Below are 18,124 nucleotides of genomic sequence, written 5' to 3' on the forward strand. Positions count from 1 at the left end.
CCTGCCACGAGAGGGACAGTGACGAGTCTTGTTAAATTTATCGTGAACTGTCGCGCGCGCTTAAGGTAAACAAAACCTTATACGACTGTATCTAAGCGGTAAATGCTTGGGCATACCGAAGCAAAGCGGAAAGTCTCTCAGGGAACCTCGTTCCATGCGCCGCTCTCGTCCTGAACGCACGTGCCGGACGGCGCATCGTTGATCAGCCGCTCGGCGGTCGCCTGCGCGGCGACGCGCGGCGTGACGCCGTTGCGGCGCGCGAGGTCCTCATAGGCGGCGGACCGCTTCTGATTCACCTCGCGGACCTCGCGGCGCAGGGCTTCGTCGGCTCGGGCCTCGTCGACGAAGCCGAGATAGCCGTCGATCCGCTCGCCGATGATGCATTGCGCCTTAGCAGCGTCGGTCGCAGGGGTGACGGCCGCCGCGGCGGGCAGCGCCGAAGCGGCGAGAAGAAGCGCGGCGAGGAGGGTACGGGTCATGATGTCAGCTCCCTCAGAAGATGTCGGGGTTGTCGGCGATGACGTTCTCGATGTCGCGGTCGAGGCGAACGCGCACCTCCTGCTCGATCTTGACGTTGAGGTTGATCTCGATCGGCTCGTCGGGCGCCTGCACCTTCACGGTCGCGCAGGCGCAAAGCGACGGCACCATCAGAACGCCCAAACCTCTAAGCATCGCCTGCCCCTTTTCCCTTGAACTTGGCCCCTGCCGCCACCGGCATCAAGGCTGCGCGGAACGCTCCCCGATCGCCTGCTCGATCTGGCGCTGCACGTCGGTCGACAGCCGCGCCTGCTCGATCAGGCTCAGGACCGGCGCCTCTATGTTGAGGCGGTAGATGATCGGCGTCTTCACGCGCCCCGGTACGCGCTTGTCGCCGAGGTCGAGTTCGCTCGTGCCCTCGAAGCGGAGCCCGAAGTCGAGCTCGCCGTCGAGCGGGCCTTGCACCGTGGCCGAAAGCGACGAGAAGCGCAGGTCCTCGAGGGCGCCGAAGGCGAGCTTGGTCTGCTGGTTCGTCTGCGCGAGTTCCTTCGCGCCTTCGTAGCGGATGACCCCGGGCGTCGTCGCCGCGAGGTGCCCGTCCTCGATCCGGACCGCGAAGCCGTTCGCCTTCAGGGGCAACGTGCCGCCGATCTTCCCCTCGCCCGAGAGCCCGTCGACGTCGAGGTAGGCGAGCGCCTCGCCGATCTCGACGCCCTCCGCCGTCAGGACCGCATCGAGATCGCCGGAGACGTCGGCCGTGGCATTCGTGGTGCGCAGCGTACCGCCGAACCAGGGGAAGGACGCTTCCTCCACCACGAGCGACCCGTCGCCCGGCAGGACGAAGCGGCCGCGTCCGTCCGCGAGCTTGAGGGCCCTCAAGTCGAGGAGGTCCACGCGGATCGGCTGCGCCCCCGCCGTGCGCAGCGGCATCAGGCTGTCGAATCGCCACTCGCCGGACAGCCCCGCCGTCCGTGCGACCGCGACGCCGGGCCCCCGGAAGCTGAGCCCGTCGAGCGACGCCGTGCCCGCCGTCTTGGCGCCCGCTTCGGACCAACTCGCTTCGGTCGTCGCCGACAGGCTGCCCGTCGCGGCCGAGACGAGGCCGCGCAGGGCGGGCGCGAGCTGCTGGGGCTGCAAGCCATCAGGCGTGAAGGACAATGTTTCGGTTTCGAACCGGGCCATCCCGGAGGAGGTCTCTAAGTCATGACGCAGCGAAGCGTCGCCCAGGAGGACGCCGCTCTTGCTCTTCGCCGTCAGGGACCCCTGCGCCGTCTCGCCGGTGACGCGTCCCGCCCCGGCAAGAGTGACGGGCGCCACCGCCGGGGCCGCCGCCGTCTGAGCGAGGACGGCCCGTTCGAGCGTGATCCTCACGTCCGGCCCCGCGTCGGCCGCCGTGCCGTCCGCCGTCAGCCGGACCTCGTTCAGCGCCATCGCGTCGCCGAGCGCGGCGCGCGGGGCGGTCACCTGCGCTACGAAACGAAGGACCTCTCCTACCTGCATCCTGGCCGTCGCCGAGGGCTCGCGCACCGCGACGTCCAGCGCGCCGAGCGTCGTGCGTGCCGTCTTCGCCGTGATCACGCCGGCCGCCGCCCCGTCCGCCCAGAGCGGCGCCTCGCCGGCGCAGAGGCGCACCGCGTCGAGCGTCACCATCGTCTCGCCCGGCAGGCTCGCGGTCAGGCTCGGCGCGCTTGCACACTCGCCGTCCTCAAGGCGTAGAACGACGCCTGCCGACGCATCGAGCGTCAAGGGAACGGTCAGGCTTTGCGTCCGAAGGTCCGTGCCCGCCACCTCGGCCCGTGCACGCGCGGCGGTCAGCGCCAAGTCGAGCCTCGGCCATACGCCGCTGGCCTTGGCGGAGAGATCGACCGTTTCAACGCCGTAGAGAGACAGGCGCGGTAGGGCCGCATCGGCCTCAACGGCGCCGATCCCGCCTTCTTCGAGAGCGATCCGCACATGGCCCGCTCCCGCGCCGGCCGACAGGGTCGCATCCCAATCGGCTACGAGCCGACCCGTTCCCTCGGACCAAACCAAGAGGGGCGCGTCCCCAGGCGAGGCGATGCGGAGGCGCTCTCCGTTTGGTGTCTGCGCGAGAAAGCCCGTTTCGGAAGTGAAGAGACGAACCTGCCCGTTCTCGACCACGCCTTCGATCGCGCCTTCGAGCGACAGGCGCTCCGCCTCGGTCCCGATTTGCGCGAGCCCTTCGCTCATCCGCGAGACGACCGCGTTCTCGGCTGCCGCCGCGGCGACCTGCTCGATCACCACACGCCCCTGCCCTCGCGTAGCGTTGGGCCAGCTTTGCCACTCAGACGCCGACCCTTCAGCCCGCAGCCGCGCGCCGCGCGCAACGCCGAGCGGCGTGAAGAGGTCGCCGGCAAGGCGCATCTCGGTCCGCGCCTCGCCGCTCTTAGACAGCGAAACCGTTCCTTCGAGCACGCCGTCCTCCAGCGCGAAGTCGGCGGTGCCCGCGCGCGCCGCCTCGAAGCGCAGACGGCCCTCCCCGCCCTCGCCGGGCACGAAGCGACCCGATACGGCACCCTCCGCGGGCCCTTCGGGCGTCATGAGCGCGATCGACGCGTCCTCGATGATCAACCGATCGAACGGTAACTCGCCCCCGCCGCTTCCGCCCTGCGGCGTCACCCCCTGGATATGCACCCCGTCCGGCCCGACCCGCACGCTCGCTCGCGCATCCTTGACGGTCACCGCCTCGACACGGCGCTCGGTGATCAGCGTGCCGAGATCGTAATCGACCTCGACCCGCGCGGAGGGGCCTGCGCTGTCGAGGCGGAGCGTGATGCCGCGCGTCGTCAGCGCGGCCACCTGGACCGCCGGCGCCTCGACCCCCGCCCCCGCCGCCGCCCGCTCGATGACCGCCTCGGCGATCGGCTTTCGGAACAGGAGGACCGCGCAGGCGCCGAGGATGAGGAGAACGGCGAGCGCGAGGAGTAGGCGCCCCGCGGTCCTCATCCGGCCTCTTCGGCTTCGAGGACCAGGCCGTCATGCGCTGGGATCACGCCGCTCGGCAGCTCCGCGCACAAGGTCCTGTAGTCCATGTCGATGTGAAGGTTCGTCAGCACGCCCTTCGCCCCGACACGGCCGATCCATTCGAGGGCCCGCCCCAGATGCGCGTGGCTCGGGTGCGGCCGCCGTCGCAGCGCATCGACGATCCAGGTCTCGGCGCCCTCGATTACCCCCCAGCTGTCCGGCATGGGCTCGTTGAGATCCGGCGAGTAGGCAAAGGGCCCGATGCGGAAGCCGAGGGCGTCGACCGTGCCGTGCTCGACGAGGAAGCTCGTGACCGGCAGCGGCCCGCTCGGCCCGTCGACCACCAACGCCTCGCCCGGGGGCGGCGGCGTCCGCGCGTCGAGGATCGCGGGGTAGGGTGAGCCTTCGGCCTGGCGGAAGCAGTAGGCGAAGCGATCGAGGAGGTCGGGGCACACCCGTTCGTCCACGTAGACGGGGGTACGCTCGCCGCCTGAGTTCAGCGACAGCGCACGCAGGTCGTCGATGCCGTGGCTCTGATCGGCGTGGTCGTGGGTGTAGAAGACGGCGTCGAGCCGCCCCACCCCCGCGCTCGTCAACTGAAGGCGCAGCTCGGGTGCCGTGTCGATCAGCACCGTGGTGAGTTCGGGCGCGTCCCAGCCCCGCTCGTCGCAGGCCCGCTGGAAGACGGCCGAGCAGCGCGTTCGCCGGTTCCTCGGCTCGCCGGAGTCGCAGTCGCCCCACTTCCCGTGGCCGTCCGCCCCGCCGATCCGGGGCACGCCGCCGGAAGAGCCGCAGCCGAGGATGATCGCGCGGACCCTCACGCGGACAGCTTCGCCTTCGAGAACAGGCGGAAGAAGTTCTCGGTCGTCGCCGCCTCGATCTCGCCCACGCTCACGCCTCGAACCTCGGCCACCTTCTGCGCCACGAGGGGAAGGTAGGCCGGCTCGTTCCGCCGGCCCCGATGCGGCACGGGCGAAAGGAAGGGGCAGTCCGTCTCGAGGAGGAGCCGGTCAAGCGGCACGCGCCGCGCGGTCTCGCGCACGGCGTCCGCGGTCTTGAAGGTCACGATGCCCGAGACGGAGACGTAGCCGCCTCTCTTCAGCGCCGCCTGCATCAATCCGGGCCCGCCCGTGTAGCAGTGAAGGAGCGGCGTGAACGGCGCCTCTTCGTGCATCTCGGTTAGGATCGCCTCCATCTCCGCATCCGCCTCGCGCGCGTGGATGACGAGCGGCAGGCCGGTCCTCTGCGCCGCGCGGACATGCGCCCGGAACACCCGCTCCTGATCCTCGAACCCCGAGTACTCGTAGTGCCGGTCGAGCCCGCACTCCCCGATCGCGACGACGTCGTCGGCCTCCGCGAGCGCGACGAGGCGCTCTGGCGTCAGGTCCGCTGCGTCCTTGGCCCAGTGCGGGTGCACCCCGACCGTCCGCCACAGGTTCCGCCGCCCCGCCACGATCCCCGCGATCTCGTCGGTCGAGCCCAAATGGTCCGAGATGGCGAGCATCGCGCCCACCCCCGCCTCGGCGGCGCGCGCGAGCACGTCTTCCAGATCCTCGGCGTAACGTTCGCCGTGGAGGTTCACATGGCTATCGACCAGCATTCATGCCCCTCGCCAGCGTCCGCGTGAGGACGAGCGCCGTGTGCGCCCGGTCCGCGTTGAGCGCGCCCGCCTTCTCTGCCAGCCGCTTCGCCTCGTCGAGCGCTTGCAGAAGCGGAGGCCCTACCGACTTCGAAACGATCGGGTCGCTCTGTCCGCGCAGCGCGGCGGACAGCCGGTTCTGCACGATCGCCCAAGCCTCGGGCCAGACGGCATCGTTCGCCCTTGCGCCCGCCGCCTCGGCGAGCGCGAGTACGTCCCCCTGCCCCGCGGCGACCCGCAAGAGCCGATCGGCCAGCGCCCGCGCGGCTTCCCCCTCGCCTTCGAGGAGAGACAGCGCTCGCCCGGGCGCGCCGCCGGACAGCCGTGCGGCTTCGGCGGCGGCTTCCCCGTCGGCATCCGTCCGCCGTCGAAGCCAGGGGACCAGCACGCCCTCCTCGAGGGGGTTGAGCGCTGCGACGCGGCAGCGCGAGCGGATCGTGGGCAGCAGCTTGCCCGGCGCTCGGGACAGAAGCAGGAAGGCCGTCCCTGCGGGCGGCTCTTCCAGCGACTTCAGAAGCGCGTTCGCCCCGGACCGTCCGAGGTCGTCGGCCATGTCGACGATCACCGCCCGCCGCCCCGTCGCGGAGGTCGTGTGAAGCCGGGAGGTCGCGGCGCGCACCTCGTCGACCAGGATCTCGGGCCGCATCCGCCCTGTCTTCTCGTTCTCGGTCCGGCGCAGGACGACGAGGTCGGGGTGCCCGCGCGCCGCGACCAGGCCCGCCGTCCGTTCGTCCGCACGGCCAAGGCTGTTCGCATTCGACAGGTGCGCCGCGGCGAGCGCGTCCGCGAGCGTGCCCTTGCCGATGCCTTCCGGGCCCGTCAGCAGCCAGCCGCCGGTGAGCGCGCCCGACGCCAGGGCGGCGTCCAGGCGTTCCCACGCGCGCGGGCCGAGCAGGAGGTCGGAACTCATGGAAGGGGCGTTAGCAGCCTCGGTGCGTGCGCGGAAACCGCCTCTTGGATGCGGCTTTCCACCGCCTCTACCGTCCCCCGGGCGTCGATCAGCACGCGGGCGGGCCGCTGCGCGATCGCGAGGAAGCGCCCCCGCACCGCCTCGTGATAGGCCCTGCCCTTCGCTTCGAACCGGTCGGCGGCGCCCCGTGCCGAGGCCCGAGCGAGGCCTTCTTTCACTGGAAGGTCGAAGATGAGGGTCAGGCCGGGCTCGACCGGACAGACCCAGCGCCGTAGCGCGTTCACCGTCTCGGTCGGCAGGCCCCCGCCCCCGCCCTGATAGGCTTCGGTCGAATCGGCGAAGCGGTCACAAAGAACGGTCTTGCCGGCGTCGAGCGCGGGCATCACCACCTCGCGCAGGTGCGCGTCGCGCGCCGCGTTCATCAGCAGCGCCTCGGCCAGCGGCGACCACGCCGCGTCGGGGTTCAACAAGGCGGCGCGCACCGCCTCGCCGCCCCTCGTTCCGCCGGGCTCGCGCGTCAGCAGGGCCTCGCCTGCGATCCGCGCGGCCAGGCGCGCGATCTGCGTCGTCTTGCCCGCACCCTCGGGGCCTTCGAAGACGACGAAGCGAGGGTGCCGCGTCATTCGAACGCGTCCGGTTCCGGCGGCGTCAGCAGCGCCTGGAGCCCGAGGCCGACCTTCGACCAGGCGGACAGCGCCTTCACGCTCTTCGCCGCGTAGACGGGGTACTCGCGTTCGGGCTCGTCGGGCATTGAGAGCTTCAGGACACCGACCTCCTCGCCCTTCTTCACCGGCGCGGGGATCGGCCCTTGATAGACGAGCGTCGCCTCGGCTCCGTCGAGCGAGTGTCTGTGAAGCGTGAAGCGCGCCTCCGCCTCGAGCATGAGGGGCACCGTCTCTTCGCGGCCCGCGAAGACCTCCGCCTCGCCGACGACGTCGCCCGGCTCGAAGAAGGTGCGCGTGTCGTACTCGGTGAAGGCGATGGTCATCATGCGGTCCGCCTCGCGCCGCCGCGCCGCCTCGCTTTCGAGGCCGTGGAGGACCAGGATGCGCTTCTTGCCGTCCCGCTCGGCGAGGCCGACGACGCCGTAGCCCGTCTCCTCCGTGTGCCCTGTCTTCATTCCGAGCGCGCCGTCGAACATGCCGAGCAGCGGGTTCCGGTTCGTCTGCTTGATCTTCGACCAGGTGAACTCCTGCAGCCCGAAGATGTAGTGATAATCCGGGTACCGCTCCCAGATCCTCCTCGTCAGCTTGGCGAGGTCGTGCGGGCTCATCAGCTGCTCGGGGTCCGGCAGGCCGGTCGGGTTCGAGAAGTGGCTCTGCTCGAGGCCCCACTCCTTCGCCTTGACGTTCATCAGCTTGGCGAAGGCGTCCTCGGACCCCGCGATGTTCTCCGCGACGACGACGCAGGCGTCGTTGCCTGAATCGACGATGATCCCCTTGAGGAGGTTCTCGACCGTGATCGTGGTGTCGACGAGCACGAACATCTTCGAGCCGCCCCGCCGCCAGGCGTTCTCCGACACCTCGAAGGGCGTGTCCTTGGTGATCGTGCCCTGCTCGATCAGGTCGAGGACGATCGCCACCGTCATCAGCTTCGACATGGAGGCAGGCTGCATGGGCTCGTCTGCAGCCTTGCCGTAGAGGACGTTGCCTGTGTCGTAGTCGACGATGATCGCCTCGCGCGCACGGGTCGACACGGCGTCCGCCGCCTGCGCCGTCCCGGCGAGGAGGACGAGTGCCGCCAGGAGCGCCCTCACTGCGCCCTCACGATCCGCGCGTCCCCGAAGCCCGCCTCGCGCGCGACGCGCAAGGCTTCCTCGGCGGGAAACTCGTAGTCGTAGGGTCCGATCCGAAGGCGGTGGAGCGGCGCGGCCGCGCGTTCCTCCGTCGTCAGAGAGATCGGCACGGCGCTCGGCAGGCGCGCGCTCGCCTTCGCGGCGTTCTCGGCCGAGGCGAAGGCGCCGACCTGCACGTACCAGCGCGCAGGCGAGGTGTCGGTCAGGATCGGCGCGTCCGGCGGGATCGGCGAAGCGTCGCGCGCAGAACCGCTCCGCACGACCTTGATCGGCGAGGGCGGCGCGGGCGGCAGGGCGCTCGCTTCGAGGACCGGCTCCGCCTTCAGGGCGGGGGCGGGCGGGACGGCCGCGACCTCGATCACCTTGGCCTCGGCGACGCGGACGGCCGCTTCGGCGGGGGCGCCCCTCACCGTGCCCTCGGGGATCTCTTCGCCTTCGCTGACGCGCACCGCGACGGTCTCCGCGACCCGCCCCGGCTCGGGGTCCGCGACGGCGGCGTAGCGTCCGTTCTCATAGGCTTCGGGCTCGCCGAGCCGCGTGATCGCTTCGCGCATCGAGGCGGGGCCGAGATACTGCACCCGGACGTTGGCAAGGCCCGCCTCCCGGCTGCCGAGGCGCTCGGCGGCGGCGCGGCTGAGGTCGAGGACGCGGTCGCTGGCGAAGGGCCCACGGTCGTTGACGCGCACGACGACCTGGCGGCCGTTATCGAGGTTCGTCACGCGGACGAGCGAGGGCAGCGGCAGCGTCGGGTGCGCCGCCGTCAGGCGGTTCATGTCGAAGACCTCGCCATTGGCGGTCAGCCTTCCGTGGAACTTCGGTCCGTACCAGGAGGCGACGCCGCGCGCGTCGTAGGAAGGGTCGTTCTTCGGCGTGTACCAGACGCCGCCCACCTTGTAGGGCTTGCCGAGCTTCTCGTGCGGGTTCGGCGCCTCGTGGCGCGCGTGCGGCGAGGGCTTCACGCCCCCCGAAGCGCAGGCAGCGAGGACGAGCAGGGCGGCGAAGAGCACGCAGCGGCGCATGGGCGAACCCGGGGCAAGCTTAAGAGGCGATGAACCCTTGCAGCCTTCGAGCTTAACCGGCGCTTAAAGCCTCGCTCAAGCGACGTTCGAATCAGCCGCCCGCCCCCGCCGCGACGAGGGCAAGGATCGGCAGGATCGCCGGGCCGGTCGTCCACTACGCCGCTCGAACGGCCTCGCCGTACTCTGCCCGCGCCTCGGCGATGACTCTGTCTTCCGCCTCGCGTTCCAGAAGGGTGAGGATGACGACGCCGAGGTCGGCATAGGGCTCGGTCCGGCGAAGCTTCGCGGCACGCCAGGCGGCCTTGCCGACACCGAGCCGTGCGGCGAACGCGTCTGGTCTCGTCATCGCGTCGCGCAGGAGCGGCGCCAGGGCGAATCGGGTCGTGTGCCAGAGCGCGGGGTGGCCGCCGATCGCCTTCATAGCTTCGGCCGCCGCCACCATCGCCGCAGCCGATGTGTCGGGGGCTCTTCGCCGAACGCCAAGGGTACGGCGGCGGTGTCGAGGATCATGCCGGTTGCGAACCGAGCTCGGTGCCGCAAGGCGCGTCGTGCGGTGCGCCACCGCCCGGTGATCCATGTCACTGTGTCGGCGTCGCTCATGGCGCGAAACCGGACCGTGCCCCTGCGCATCACAAGGCGGTCAGGCGGCACCACCGTCCTTGTATCGACATGTTGCTGTGCAACATCACAGCCTCCTGTCGCGTCGCATTCAGTGGAGACCCGGGTGAAAACCCTTCTCTTCGAACCCTTTCAGGGTGGTCATTACACAAACTACGTCGAAGCGCTCGTCGACTATCATCGGCGCGTGCACGAGGCGCGCGGGGACGAGCTCGTGCTCTCTCTGACGTCCGAGGGCGCCGCGTCCTCTGCCTTCGCCGCGCAGGTCGCGCCGCGCCTTGGGGCGGCGAGCGTCGATCCGAGCATCCCGCCGGTCCCGCACAGCATCGCGCTCCGCCCCACGCCGGACGGGATCCGCACCTATCGCCGCGCGCTGACGACGCTGTGGCGCGCGCTCGGTGCGGCGATCGAGCGGCACCAGCCGGACCACCTGATCCTGCCGAGCGCCGACCATATCACCCTGGCGGCCCGCTTCGTCGCCGGGGAGCGCAGCCGCGCCCGGATCGCGGGGCTAAAGAGCACGGGCGTCCTCCATTACGGCTTCGCCGCCGGGGCCCACGGCGTCGCCGAGCTCGTGAAGGACCAGATCTACCGGCAGTCCTGGCGCCGCGCGCCTTGGTCGCGCCTCTTCATGGTCAACCCGATGCAGGTCGGCTGGGCGCGAACCCACATGCCGGGGCTCTCGGTCGAGGTTTGCCCCGACCCCGTCCCGCTGATGGCGATGCCCGAGCGCGACGAGGCCTGCGCCGTTCTCGGTCTCGACGCGTCCAAGTCCTATATCGGCTTCGTCGGCGCCGTCAGGGAACGGGCGGCGTTCCGCGAGCTCGTCCACGGCTTCCTCGACGCCGATCTCGGCCCCGACTGGCGCCTGCTCGTGGCGGGCCGCGTCGAGTGGCCGGAGCACAAGAACTTCCTCAAATCCGACCCGCGCGTCGCGGCGGCGCGGGACAGGATCGTCCTGATCGACCGGTTCCTGGACGCGGACGAGATGGCGGCGGCGCTCTCGGCCTGCTCGGTGCTCGCGCCGATCTACCGCCAGTCGCAGAACCTCTCGGCGAACCTTCTCAAGGCGGTGCGGGCCGATAAGCCCGTGATCGCGTCCGCGTCGGGATTCGGCGGCTACATGGTCGACGAGTTCGGCATCGGAGTGGGCCTTCCGCTCGACGCACCGGAAGGCGCGCCGGCGGCGTTCCGCGCCGCGCGCGACCTCTCTGGGCGCTACGTCCCGGGGGTCAGGACCCAGTCGCTGAAGAGGTTCCTGGAACCCGACAACTTCGCAGCGACTCTCTTCGACGATCGCAACGAAACGCTCGTTCCTTGGGCCGAGGTCAGCATGCTCGGCGGCCGCGATGAAGAGGCGCCCCTAGCCCGCTAGAACGCTTGGCGGGACCGACGCGTTTCAACGCCCGTAGGTCATGCGGAGCGTCGTCTCGATCCCGCCCTCACCCGTTTCGATGGCGGTGCCCTCGAAGGTCGGCATGCCCATCAGGGGCGGGCCGGAGATCGCCCAGCCATCGAGCGGCATGCCCCCCGGCCCCATGTCGAACGACCCGTTTGCGTCGTCATCGTGCCAGACCGACACCGCGTAGCGTCCCTGCGGCAGGTCGAAGCTGACGACGTGCGCCCCCGCTCTGGGTGAGGGGATCTCTTCGCTGGCGATCGACGCCTCCCCCATGAACTGATCCTCCGTCTGGACCGAGACGTAGACGGTCCCGCCCCGCGCCTCGACGCCCTCGAGCGTAACCGAGAGCGGGGCGGCCTGCGTCGCGCCTAGGAGAAGCGGCCCCATGAGGCCGAACGCTAACGGCTTCGCCGAAGCTCGCCTGATCATTCTCGACGTCATGACGATCGACCCCACGATGTTTAATAATCAAACGAGTGTGGTAGACCTCATACAGACATCAAGGACCTTCGGCAGGCCTGCTGCGTTCGGCGGCGACTGGCCCCAAGACCGGCGGTAGGGGCGCGATCGCGCAGCACAGGATGGCGGGGCTGAAGGCGCTCGGCGTCGGTCCTGCCCGGGGCGAGCGCCCCTCGGCGCGTTGAGGCCTCAGCCGCCCGAACATCCCTTCGCCTCGGCCATCACGGCGTCGAAGGCAGGTTTCGGCTGCAGGTCACGGTCGAACAGCATGGGGTGGTCCGTACGTCCGCGGACGGGGAAGTTGTTCTTCCAATTGTCCGCGTCGCTCACGCCCCAGAAGGTCACGCGGCTGACGAAGTCCTTCCGCGCGACGAGCTCGCGGAACAAGGCCGCGTACTGGTCGGCTTGCGCCCTCGCGACCTCTTCGGGCAGGCCGTCCGTGTAGGGGTCGAGCTCCTCCCGGTTCTCCGCCGCCGACGAGATGTCCGCGCCGACCGCGAGGTTCTCGGGCCAGGGCAGGACCGTCACGTCGAGCTCAGTGATCATCACCTTGAGGCCCAGGCTGCCATAGGCGTCGAGCGCGGCGGTGAAGTCCTCCATGCTCGGACGCCCGATCCCGAAATGGCCTTGCATGCCGATGCCGGAGATGGGGACCCCCTTCGCCTGAAGATCCTTGACCATGGCGACGACCGCGTCGCGCTTGCCCGGTGCGGTCATGTTGTAGTCGTTGTAGTAGAGCTCGGCTTTCGGATCGGCTTCATGGGCGAAGCGGAAGGCCTGCTCGACGAAGTCGGGCCCGATCTGCTCGCGCCACTTCGACGGCCGCCAGCTGCCGTCGTCGAGGATCGCTTCGTTGACGACGTCCCATCCATGAACCCGGCCGCGGTAACGGCCGACCACCGTGTCGATGTGGTCCTTCATCCGGCCAAGGAGCAGCTCACGGGACGCGGGCTGCCCGCCTTCCCCTTCGAACACCCAGTCGGGCGTTTGAGAATGCCAGACCAGCGTGTGCCCGACCACCGCCATGTCGTTCGCCTGCGCGAAGCTCACCAAGCGGTCCGGAATGGCGACCGCGTACTGTCCCTCTTCGGGGTGGATGCGTCCCCACTTCATCGCGTTCTCGGCCGTCACGGCGCTGAACTGATCGCCGACGAAGTCCAGGAGGCCCGGCACCTCGTCCGCGATGAACCAGCGATTGAGCGCGGTGCCGACGAGGAAGCACTGATCGAAGGCGTCCCGCAACGTATCGGGCGTTTGGGCCGCGGCGGGTGAAGGAAGGAGAGCGAGGCCGAGCGCGGCGAGAGCAGTCTTCATGACGCCGACCGTAAGCGGTGCCATGAAGACAGGCCAGTATGAATACGTCTTCAGGCCCCGCCGCCTGCGCGCCGGCGAGGCCGCCTCAGCGGTCGATCTCGCCGAACACGACGTCGAGCGTGCCGATGATCGCCGAGACGTCCGCAAGCATGTGCCCTTTGCACATCCAGTCCATGGCCTGCAGATGCGCGTAGCCAGGCGCCCGGATCTTGCAGCGATAAGGCCGGTTGGTGCCGTCCGAGACCAGGTACACGCCGAATTCGCCCTTGGGGGCTTCGACGCAGGTGTAGACCTCGCCCGAAGGAATGCGCGGCCCCTCGGTGTAGAGCTTGAAGTGATGGATCAAGGCTTCCATCGAGTGCTTCATCTCGGCTCTGAGCGGCGGCGTGACCTTGGCGTCGCGCGCCATGACGGGGCCGGGCTCGAGGCGGTCGATGCACTGAAGGATGATCTTCAGAGACTCCTTCATCTCCTCGATCCGGCAAAGGTAGCGATCGTAGCAGTCGCCGTTCTTGCCGAGCGGGATGTCGAACTCGAGCTCGTCGTAGATCTCGTAGGGCTGCGACTTGCGAAGGTCCCAAGGTACGCCCGAGCCGCGCAGCATCACGCCCGAGAAGCCCCAGGCGAAGGCCTCTTCCTTGGTGACGACGCCGATGTCGGCGTTGCGCTGCTTGAAGATGCGGTTGTCGGTGATCAGGCCCTCGATGTCGTCGAGGACGGCCGGGAAGGTGCCGCACCACTCACGGATGTCGTCGATCAGGTCCTGCGGACAGTCCTGGTGTACGCCGCCGACACGGAAGTAGGCCGCGTGCAGCCGCGCGCCCGAGGCGCGCTCGTAGAAGGTCATCAGCTTCTCGCGCTCCTCGAAACCCCACAGAGGCGGGGTCAGCGCGCCGACGTCCATGGCCTGGGTCGTCACGTTGAGGAGGTGGCTGAGAATCCGGCCGATCTCGCACCAGAGGGTCCGGAGGACCTGGGCGCGCCGGGGCACTTCGAGCCCGAGCAGCTTCTCCGCCGCGAGGCAGAAGGCGTGCTCCTGGTTCATCGGCGCGACGTAGTCGAGCCTGTCGAAGTAGGGAATCGATTGAAGGTAGGTCTTCTGCTCGATCAGCTTCTCGGTGCCGCGGTGCAGGAGCCCGATATGCGGGTCCACCCGCTCCACGACCTCGCCGTCGAGTTCGAGCACGAGGCGCAAGACGCCGTGCGCGGCCGGGTGCTGCGGGCCGAAGTTGATCGTGAAGGGGCGGTCGGAGGACGCGTCTGAGAAGCTGTCCTCGACCGTGATCGTGCGGGTGCTGCCGTCGGCCATCGGGGTCCTTGGGGGCGTGTCGTTCGTCCCTGGGGGTCTGCCCCCAAAGGACCTCGGCGCGCAAGGGGTTCCGGTGTCGCGGCGCGCGTCGGTCGGGATCAGCCCGCGCCGTGAAGGACCTCGCCGGCCATCATCAGCTGAGGCAGCGTGTCGATCGTGGTCCAGCACGCCATCGCCGTCAGGCAGACCACCATGCCGAAGACGATGCGCTCGAGCTGCACCTCGGAGCGGCGTTTCGGGGTCATTTCCAGGCGGGCGTTGCGGACGAAGCCGCCTTGCTTACGGGACTGGCTGTTGTTGTGGCTCATCAGCGTCGTCATCGTCGGTCTTCCCTTTCGAGGTGCCCCCTCGGACAAGACCCTTATGACGACGATTTGAGGCGTATGTTCGCGAGCTTCGAGGAATCTTTGGGACGTGGTGAGCGAAGCCTTAACGCTGGCTACTTGCGCGGCTTGGCGACGTCGTCCGTTCCCTTCTCATCGCCCGGCAGGACGTAGAGCGGCCCTTCCCAGGGGCTCAGGTAATCGAAGTTCCGGTACTCCTGCGTCAGCTGCACCGGCTCGTAGACGACCCTCGACTGCTCGTCGTCCCAACGGACTTCGGTGAAGCCCGTCAGGGGGAAGTCCTTTCGCAGCGGGTGCCCCTCGAAGCCGTAGTCGGTGAGGAGGCGGCGCATGTCGGGGTGATCCTCGAAGACGATGCCATAAAGGTCGAAGGCCTCGCGTTCGTACCAGTCCGCGCAAGGGTAGACGGGGGTCGCGGTCGGGATCGTGTCCTCCTCGCCGACGGCGCACTTCACGCGGATGCGCGCGTTGTCCTGCAGGCTGAGGAGGTGGTAGACGACGTCGAAGCGCTGGGCGCGGCCCGGATAGTCGACGCCGGCGAGGTCCACGAGCTGGATGAAGCGGCACAGCGGGTCGTCGCGCAAGAAGCGCAGCGTCTCGATGATCTTGCTGCGGTCCACCGTCACCGTCAGCTCGTCATAGGCGATCTGCGCATGCACCAGCGCGTCGCCGAGCGTGGCTTCGACGTGGTCCTTGAGCTCGGCGAGATCGTTGGCGAGGGCGGTGGTCAGGGACATCGGGGCACTCCGTCGGTACGCTGCGAGCGGCTGTAGGGGAGACGGCTGCTGCCGTCATCCCGCAAATGCGTGCGCCTTAAGGCCGCCCCTACCCCATCATGTCCGTCTTCACGTCCATCAACACCTCGGAGAGCTTCTCCTCGGTGCAGTCGACGAGCGCCTTCGCCTCTTCGGTCTGGCTCTGATCGCCGAGCCAGCACTTCTCGCGGCTCTCCTTGTCGGGCCAGAGGGCGTAGGCGGCGTAGGTGCCGTCGTCGCAGCGCGACAAGGTGGCGCCGAGGCTTCCGCAGCGGGACTTGCCGTCCTCGGTCACCTTGGCCCAGGCGGCCTCGAACTCTTCCTCGCGGCCGGACTTGACCTTCCAGTGGTAGAAGGCGGCGTGCTTGGTCATGGGGGACCTCCGTTAGAGCGTTGCTAGCCCAACGGAACGCCCCCCTTCGCGGTTCCCCGCACGCGTCAGCGTTTGATCGTGCCTTCGCGACGGATCTTCTTCTGAAGCTGCAGAAGTCCGTAGACGAGCGCTTCGGCCGTCGGCGGGCAGCCGGGGACGTAGACGTCGACCGGCACGATGCGGTCGCAGCCGCGCACCACCGAGTAGGAGTAGTGGTAGTAGCCGCCGCCGTTCGCGCAGGAACCCATCGAGACCACGTAGCGAGGCTCGGGCATCTGGTCGTAGACCTTGCGCAGAGCCGGCGCCATCTTGTTGGTCAGGGTACCCGCCACGATCATGAGGTCGGACTGACGCGGGGAAGCGCGCGGCGCCATGCCGAAGCGTTCCATGTCGTAACGCGGCATCGAGGCCTGCATCATCTCGACGGCGCAACAAGCGAGCCCGAAGGTCATCCACATGAGCGAGCCCGTGCGCGCCCAGTTGATGACGGCGTCGGCGGGCGCCGTCATGAAGCCTTGGTCCGCGAGCTCCGCCGAGACGTGGCGGAAGAAGGGATCTTCGTCGGTCGGGTTGTAACCGACCTCCCCTGCCCGGCCTTGCGTGCCGTAGCCGACGTCGCGGGCCGTCACGACCTGAGGGGCGAGGCCAGGCTGGACTCGGCCGGGATCGGTGGTGAGGGGGCCGCCGGTCTTGCCGAGGTTCGGCGAAGCCAGGACGGACTTCTCGTCGTCTAGCGCCATTCGAGCGCCCCTTTCTTCCATTCGTAGGCGAAGCCGATGAAGAACACGGCCAGGAACACGAACATCGACCAGAAGGAGAAGAGCTGGAAGTCGCGATCGAGCCCCAACTCGGGGTTGAACAGCGTCACCGCCCAGGGAAACAGGAAGGCGACGTCGAGGTCCACGATGATGAACAGGATCGCGACGATGTAGAACTGCACGTCGAACTTCATCCGCGCGTCCTCGAAAGCCTCGAAGCCGCATTCATAGGTCGAGGTCTTCTCGGGATCCGGGTTCGACGGCGCGAGCACCATCGGCAGGATCATGAAGGCGAGCCCGAGGACCCCCGCGAGGCCGATGAAGATGAGGATCGGCAGGTAGTTGAGTAGGAATTCGGGCGTGGCCATCGCTTCTGATCGTCCGTTCGTTCCGAGCTAGTCGTGACGGCGCCTCACCGGAAGGGAGGCGAAGCGCCGCAGCGTTATGCGCCCTCTACGGGCTTCTGTGGGCAATGGGAAACCCCCTCCCCGGCAGGGAGGCCAAACCGGCGCAGCGAACGGTCTGGCTTCCAGGATCCGGACCCTTGTGGCGTCCGGCCGGGCTAGGCCTTCGCCAAACCGCTAAATGCAGCGGCTTCCCATGCATTCGCAACGCCCTTCGACGATAGGGTTTGCGTTTTATGTGCGGCGCAGCAATTACGGCACGGAAGCTGCGAGTGCGTTCGATGCCGCCTAATGAACTCAAGGGGTTGAGCAGGCCCCAAAGCGATGCCCTTCGCCTCGGATGCGTCGTCCTTATGACGCTCGGACACCTGAAGTTCACGGACCCCGTGCTTGCCAGTGCGTTGACCGGGTTCGAGCTCGAGCAGGTCTTGCCGTGGACGAAGGCGTTGGGCCGCATCGCCGCGCCGCTGTTGGGCTTCTCGTCCGGCCTGCTCCTCGCCTTCGCCGTTCAGCGAACACGGCCAACGCAGCTGTTGTGGCGGCGAGCGAGGACCCTCCTCGGTGCGTTCATCGTCTGGAACGGCGCGATGACGCTTCTCATGGCGGCAGCGGGCGCGTTTGGGTTCGGTTCCTCGGGGAACCCGTTCGCCCTTAGCGCAGTGCTCGGCATCTACGCGATGCCGAACAACCTGCCGCTTCACTACCTCATCGACCTCTTCCAATGCGTCTCGGTCGCCGTTTGCACCTTTCATCTGTTCCGCCGACGGCTGCCGCTCATGGGCATCGTCGCGATCTTGGGCGTCTTCTGTGCGTTCGACGCTGCCGCGAGGGGCGGCGAGACGTGGTGGCCACGGCCGGACCTCGTTCTCTTCTTCTCCCTTGGTTTCCTGCTCGGCTTTCGCTGCCAGTGGCTGTTGCGCTGCCTCGCGGAGGTGAGGGGGCGGCCGTTTCTGATCGGCGGCGTCTCTGCCCTGCTCTTCGTCACGACGGTTTATCTGAGCGACGGCAGACTGCCGATCATTCTGCTACAGCGGCTTTCAGGCGCCATCCTGGCACTGGCCATCGTCGCACGGGTCGACGTTCCCGAAGGTCTGATAGATCAGCGCCTCGCATTCCGTCTCTTCTGCTCTCACTGGGTCGTCTTCGCGGTGGTAGGGAAGATCCTGCCGATCGAAGCGCATCCCTCAGCTCTCTGGGGGCTCGCGGAGTTCGGTGCTGCGATCTCGTTCGCGACTGGGTCGTTGGAAGTGCAGGATATCGGTTTGCTCTACATAGCCGGGCGAGATCCGTTCAAACGCGTGACGGGAGCGTTCCGACGGGTCGGTAAGCGCCCGGCTTAGGCGAAGGCGGCACTACCGGTTGATACATGCAGGCGGCGGCTTGGAGAACGAGAGGTCTCATTCACCTCCTGGTTCGCGCGGGAACGAGGGAGCGCACGGCAAGCACTACCAGTCCAAATCTCGAACCATCCGGTTCATTTAGCGAGGAGATCTTGGCCTCTGAGCCGAAGCTTGCCGCGCTTAGCCATACCGATGAGGACGCACTGCGTAGCATTGCGAACCGGCC

General features: G+C 68.5%; 20 protein-coding genes. 2 read left to right on the top strand and 18 right to left on the bottom strand.

Features of this window, described 5'->3' with window-relative positions; translation table 11 throughout:
* Positions 1–137: 137 nt before the first annotated feature.
* From GGQ59_RS09955 to GGQ59_RS10000, 10 genes are all read right to left on the bottom strand, one after another.
* On the bottom strand, positions 138–479 hold the full coding sequence (locus GGQ59_RS09955) for a YdbL family probable chaperone protein (protein WP_183818111.1): 342 nt from the start codon (positions 477–479) through the stop codon (positions 138–140).
* Positions 480–492: 13 nt separating this feature from the next.
* The gene (locus tag GGQ59_RS09960) at positions 493–672 is read right to left on the bottom strand and encodes a YnbE family lipoprotein (protein ID WP_183818113.1); all 180 of its coding nucleotides are present in this window, start codon (positions 670–672) and stop codon (positions 493–495) included.
* Positions 673–717: 45 nt separating this feature from the next.
* Entirely contained in the window at positions 718–3,441 is a 2,724-nt protein-coding gene (locus GGQ59_RS09965) for an intermembrane phospholipid transport protein YdbH family protein (RefSeq protein ID WP_183818115.1), read from the bottom strand.
* Positions 3,438–4,280, bottom strand: a complete 843-nt coding sequence (locus GGQ59_RS09970; RefSeq protein ID WP_183818117.1) for an MBL fold metallo-hydrolase — start codon at positions 4,278–4,280, stop codon at positions 3,438–3,440. The genes GGQ59_RS09965 and GGQ59_RS09970 overlap by 4 nt, the downstream gene beginning before the upstream one ends.
* Positions 4,277–5,059, bottom strand: coding sequence for a TatD family hydrolase (locus tag GGQ59_RS09975; RefSeq protein WP_183818119.1), 783 nt, complete (start codon positions 5,057–5,059; stop codon positions 4,277–4,279). Before GGQ59_RS09975 ends, GGQ59_RS09970 begins: the two co-directional genes overlap by 4 nt.
* The gene (locus tag GGQ59_RS09980) at positions 5,046–6,008 is read right to left on the bottom strand and encodes a DNA polymerase III subunit delta' (protein ID WP_183818121.1); all 963 of its coding nucleotides are present in this window, start codon (positions 6,006–6,008) and stop codon (positions 5,046–5,048) included. The genes GGQ59_RS09975 and GGQ59_RS09980 overlap by 14 nt, the downstream gene beginning before the upstream one ends.
* A complete protein-coding gene (gene tmk / locus GGQ59_RS09985) occupies positions 6,005–6,631 on the bottom strand; it encodes a dTMP kinase (RefSeq protein ID WP_183818123.1) in 627 nt (208 codons plus the stop codon). Before tmk ends, GGQ59_RS09980 begins: the two co-directional genes overlap by 4 nt.
* The gene (locus GGQ59_RS09990) at positions 6,628–7,764 is read right to left on the bottom strand and encodes a serine hydrolase (protein ID WP_183818125.1); all 1,137 of its coding nucleotides are present in this window, start codon (positions 7,762–7,764) and stop codon (positions 6,628–6,630) included. Before GGQ59_RS09990 ends, tmk begins: the two co-directional genes overlap by 4 nt.
* A complete protein-coding gene (locus GGQ59_RS15220) occupies positions 7,761–8,822 on the bottom strand; it encodes a septal ring lytic transglycosylase RlpA family protein (protein WP_183818127.1) in 1,062 nt (353 codons plus the stop codon). The genes GGQ59_RS09990 and GGQ59_RS15220 overlap by 4 nt, the downstream gene beginning before the upstream one ends.
* A 154-nt stretch (positions 8,823–8,976) precedes the next feature.
* Complete coding sequence (locus GGQ59_RS10000; protein WP_183818129.1) at positions 8,977–9,243, bottom strand: hypothetical protein; 267 nt, start codon at positions 9,241–9,243, stop codon at positions 8,977–8,979.
* 303 nt (positions 9,244–9,546) lie between these two features.
* Here GGQ59_RS10000 and GGQ59_RS10005 point away from each other — a divergent pair, with 303 nt between their 5' ends.
* Positions 9,547–10,815, top strand: coding sequence for a glycosyltransferase family protein (locus GGQ59_RS10005; RefSeq protein WP_183818131.1), 1,269 nt, complete (start codon positions 9,547–9,549; stop codon positions 10,813–10,815).
* A gap of 24 nt (positions 10,816–10,839) precedes the next feature.
* Here the strand turns inward: GGQ59_RS10005 and GGQ59_RS10010 are convergent, their stop codons facing one another.
* From GGQ59_RS10010 to GGQ59_RS10045, 8 genes are all read right to left on the bottom strand, one after another.
* Positions 10,840–11,229 carry a DUF2141 domain-containing protein gene (locus GGQ59_RS10010; RefSeq protein WP_183818133.1) on the bottom strand — a complete coding sequence of 130 codons (390 nt, stop codon included), beginning with the start codon at positions 11,227–11,229 and terminating at the stop codon, positions 10,840–10,842.
* Between the two features lie 261 nt (positions 11,230–11,490).
* Positions 11,491–12,615: an endo-1,4-beta-xylanase gene (locus tag GGQ59_RS10015; protein ID WP_183818135.1), complete on the bottom strand. Its 1,125-nt coding sequence runs from the start codon at positions 12,613–12,615 to the stop codon at positions 11,491–11,493.
* 85 nt (positions 12,616–12,700) lie between these two features.
* Complete coding sequence (locus GGQ59_RS10020; RefSeq protein WP_183818137.1) at positions 12,701–13,924, bottom strand: NADH-quinone oxidoreductase subunit D; 1,224 nt, start codon at positions 13,922–13,924, stop codon at positions 12,701–12,703.
* A 98-nt stretch (positions 13,925–14,022) separates the two neighbouring features.
* Entirely contained in the window at positions 14,023–14,244 is a 222-nt protein-coding gene (locus GGQ59_RS10025; protein WP_183818139.1) for a hypothetical protein, read from the bottom strand.
* A 119-nt stretch (positions 14,245–14,363) separates the two neighbouring features.
* A complete protein-coding gene (locus tag GGQ59_RS10030) occupies positions 14,364–15,005 on the bottom strand; it encodes an NADH-quinone oxidoreductase subunit C (protein ID WP_183818141.1) in 642 nt (213 codons plus the stop codon).
* Between the two features lie 88 nt (positions 15,006–15,093).
* Positions 15,094–15,396: a hypothetical protein gene (locus tag GGQ59_RS10035; protein WP_183818143.1), complete on the bottom strand. Its 303-nt coding sequence runs from the start codon at positions 15,394–15,396 to the stop codon at positions 15,094–15,096.
* A 65-nt stretch (positions 15,397–15,461) separates the two neighbouring features.
* Positions 15,462–16,157 (bottom strand): NuoB/complex I 20 kDa subunit family protein, encoded by a 696-nt coding sequence (locus GGQ59_RS10040; protein WP_425511357.1) that lies wholly within the window; start codon positions 16,155–16,157, stop codon positions 15,462–15,464.
* Complete coding sequence (locus GGQ59_RS10045; RefSeq protein ID WP_183818147.1) at positions 16,127–16,522, bottom strand: NADH-quinone oxidoreductase subunit A; 396 nt, start codon at positions 16,520–16,522, stop codon at positions 16,127–16,129. The genes GGQ59_RS10040 and GGQ59_RS10045 overlap by 31 nt, the downstream gene beginning before the upstream one ends.
* Positions 16,523–16,839: 317 nt before the next feature.
* Here GGQ59_RS10045 and GGQ59_RS10050 point away from each other — a divergent pair, with 317 nt between their 5' ends.
* Entirely contained in the window at positions 16,840–17,898 is a 1,059-nt protein-coding gene (locus tag GGQ59_RS10050) for an acyltransferase family protein (protein WP_343074319.1), read from the top strand.
* Positions 17,899–18,124 lie beyond the last annotated feature (226 nt).

This window comes from Parvularcula dongshanensis (genome assembly GCF_014199615.1).
In the GTDB taxonomy this organism is placed as follows: Bacteria; Pseudomonadota; Alphaproteobacteria; order Caulobacterales; family Parvularculaceae; genus Parvularcula; species Parvularcula dongshanensis.

Excerpts from the sequence above, each read along its gene's own strand:
- GGQ59_RS09975 (WP_183818119.1), bottom strand. The coding sequence starts at position 5,059 with ATGCTGGTCGATAGCCATGTGAACCTCCACGGCGAACGTTACGCCGAG.
- GGQ59_RS10030 (WP_183818141.1), bottom strand. The coding sequence starts at position 15,005 with ATGTCCCTGACCACCGCCCTCGCCAACGATCTCGCCGAGCTCAAGGAC.
- GGQ59_RS10010 (WP_183818133.1), bottom strand. The coding sequence starts at position 11,229 with ATGGGGCCGCTTCTCCTAGGCGCGACGCAGGCCGCCCCGCTCTCGGTT.
- GGQ59_RS15220 (WP_183818127.1), bottom strand. The coding sequence starts at position 8,822 with ATGCGCCGCTGCGTGCTCTTCGCCGCCCTGCTCGTCCTCGCTGCCTGC.
- GGQ59_RS10045 (WP_183818147.1), bottom strand. The coding sequence starts at position 16,522 with ATGGCCACGCCCGAATTCCTACTCAACTACCTGCCGATCCTCATCTTC.
- GGQ59_RS10020 (WP_183818137.1), bottom strand. The coding sequence starts at position 13,924 with ATGGCCGACGGCAGCACCCGCACGATCACGGTCGAGGACAGCTTCTCA.
- GGQ59_RS09980 (WP_183818121.1), bottom strand. The coding sequence starts at position 6,008 with ATGAGTTCCGACCTCCTGCTCGGCCCGCGCGCGTGGGAACGCCTGGAC.
- GGQ59_RS09965 (WP_183818115.1), bottom strand. The coding sequence starts at position 3,441 with ATGAGGACCGCGGGGCGCCTACTCCTCGCGCTCGCCGTTCTCCTCATC.
- GGQ59_RS10025 (WP_183818139.1), bottom strand. The coding sequence starts at position 14,244 with ATGACGACGCTGATGAGCCACAACAACAGCCAGTCCCGTAAGCAAGGC.
- GGQ59_RS10050 (WP_343074319.1), top strand. The coding sequence starts at position 16,840 with ATGCCGCCTAATGAACTCAAGGGGTTGAGCAGGCCCCAAAGCGATGCC.
- tmk (WP_183818123.1), bottom strand. The coding sequence starts at position 6,631 with ATGACGCGGCACCCTCGCTTCGTCGTCTTCGAAGGCCCCGAGGGTGCG.
- GGQ59_RS10015 (WP_183818135.1), bottom strand. The coding sequence starts at position 12,615 with ATGAAGACTGCTCTCGCCGCGCTCGGCCTCGCTCTCCTTCCTTCACCC.
- GGQ59_RS10040 (WP_425511357.1), bottom strand. The coding sequence starts at position 16,157 with ATGGAAGAAAGGGGCGCTCGAATGGCGCTAGACGACGAGAAGTCCGTC.
- GGQ59_RS09960 (WP_183818113.1), bottom strand. The coding sequence starts at position 672 with ATGCTTAGAGGTTTGGGCGTTCTGATGGTGCCGTCGCTTTGCGCCTGC.
- GGQ59_RS10035 (WP_183818143.1), bottom strand. The coding sequence starts at position 15,396 with ATGACCAAGCACGCCGCCTTCTACCACTGGAAGGTCAAGTCCGGCCGC.
- GGQ59_RS09955 (WP_183818111.1), bottom strand. The coding sequence starts at position 479 with ATGACCCGTACCCTCCTCGCCGCGCTTCTTCTCGCCGCTTCGGCGCTG.
- GGQ59_RS10000 (WP_183818129.1), bottom strand. The coding sequence starts at position 9,243 with ATGAAGGCGATCGGCGGCCACCCCGCGCTCTGGCACACGACCCGATTC.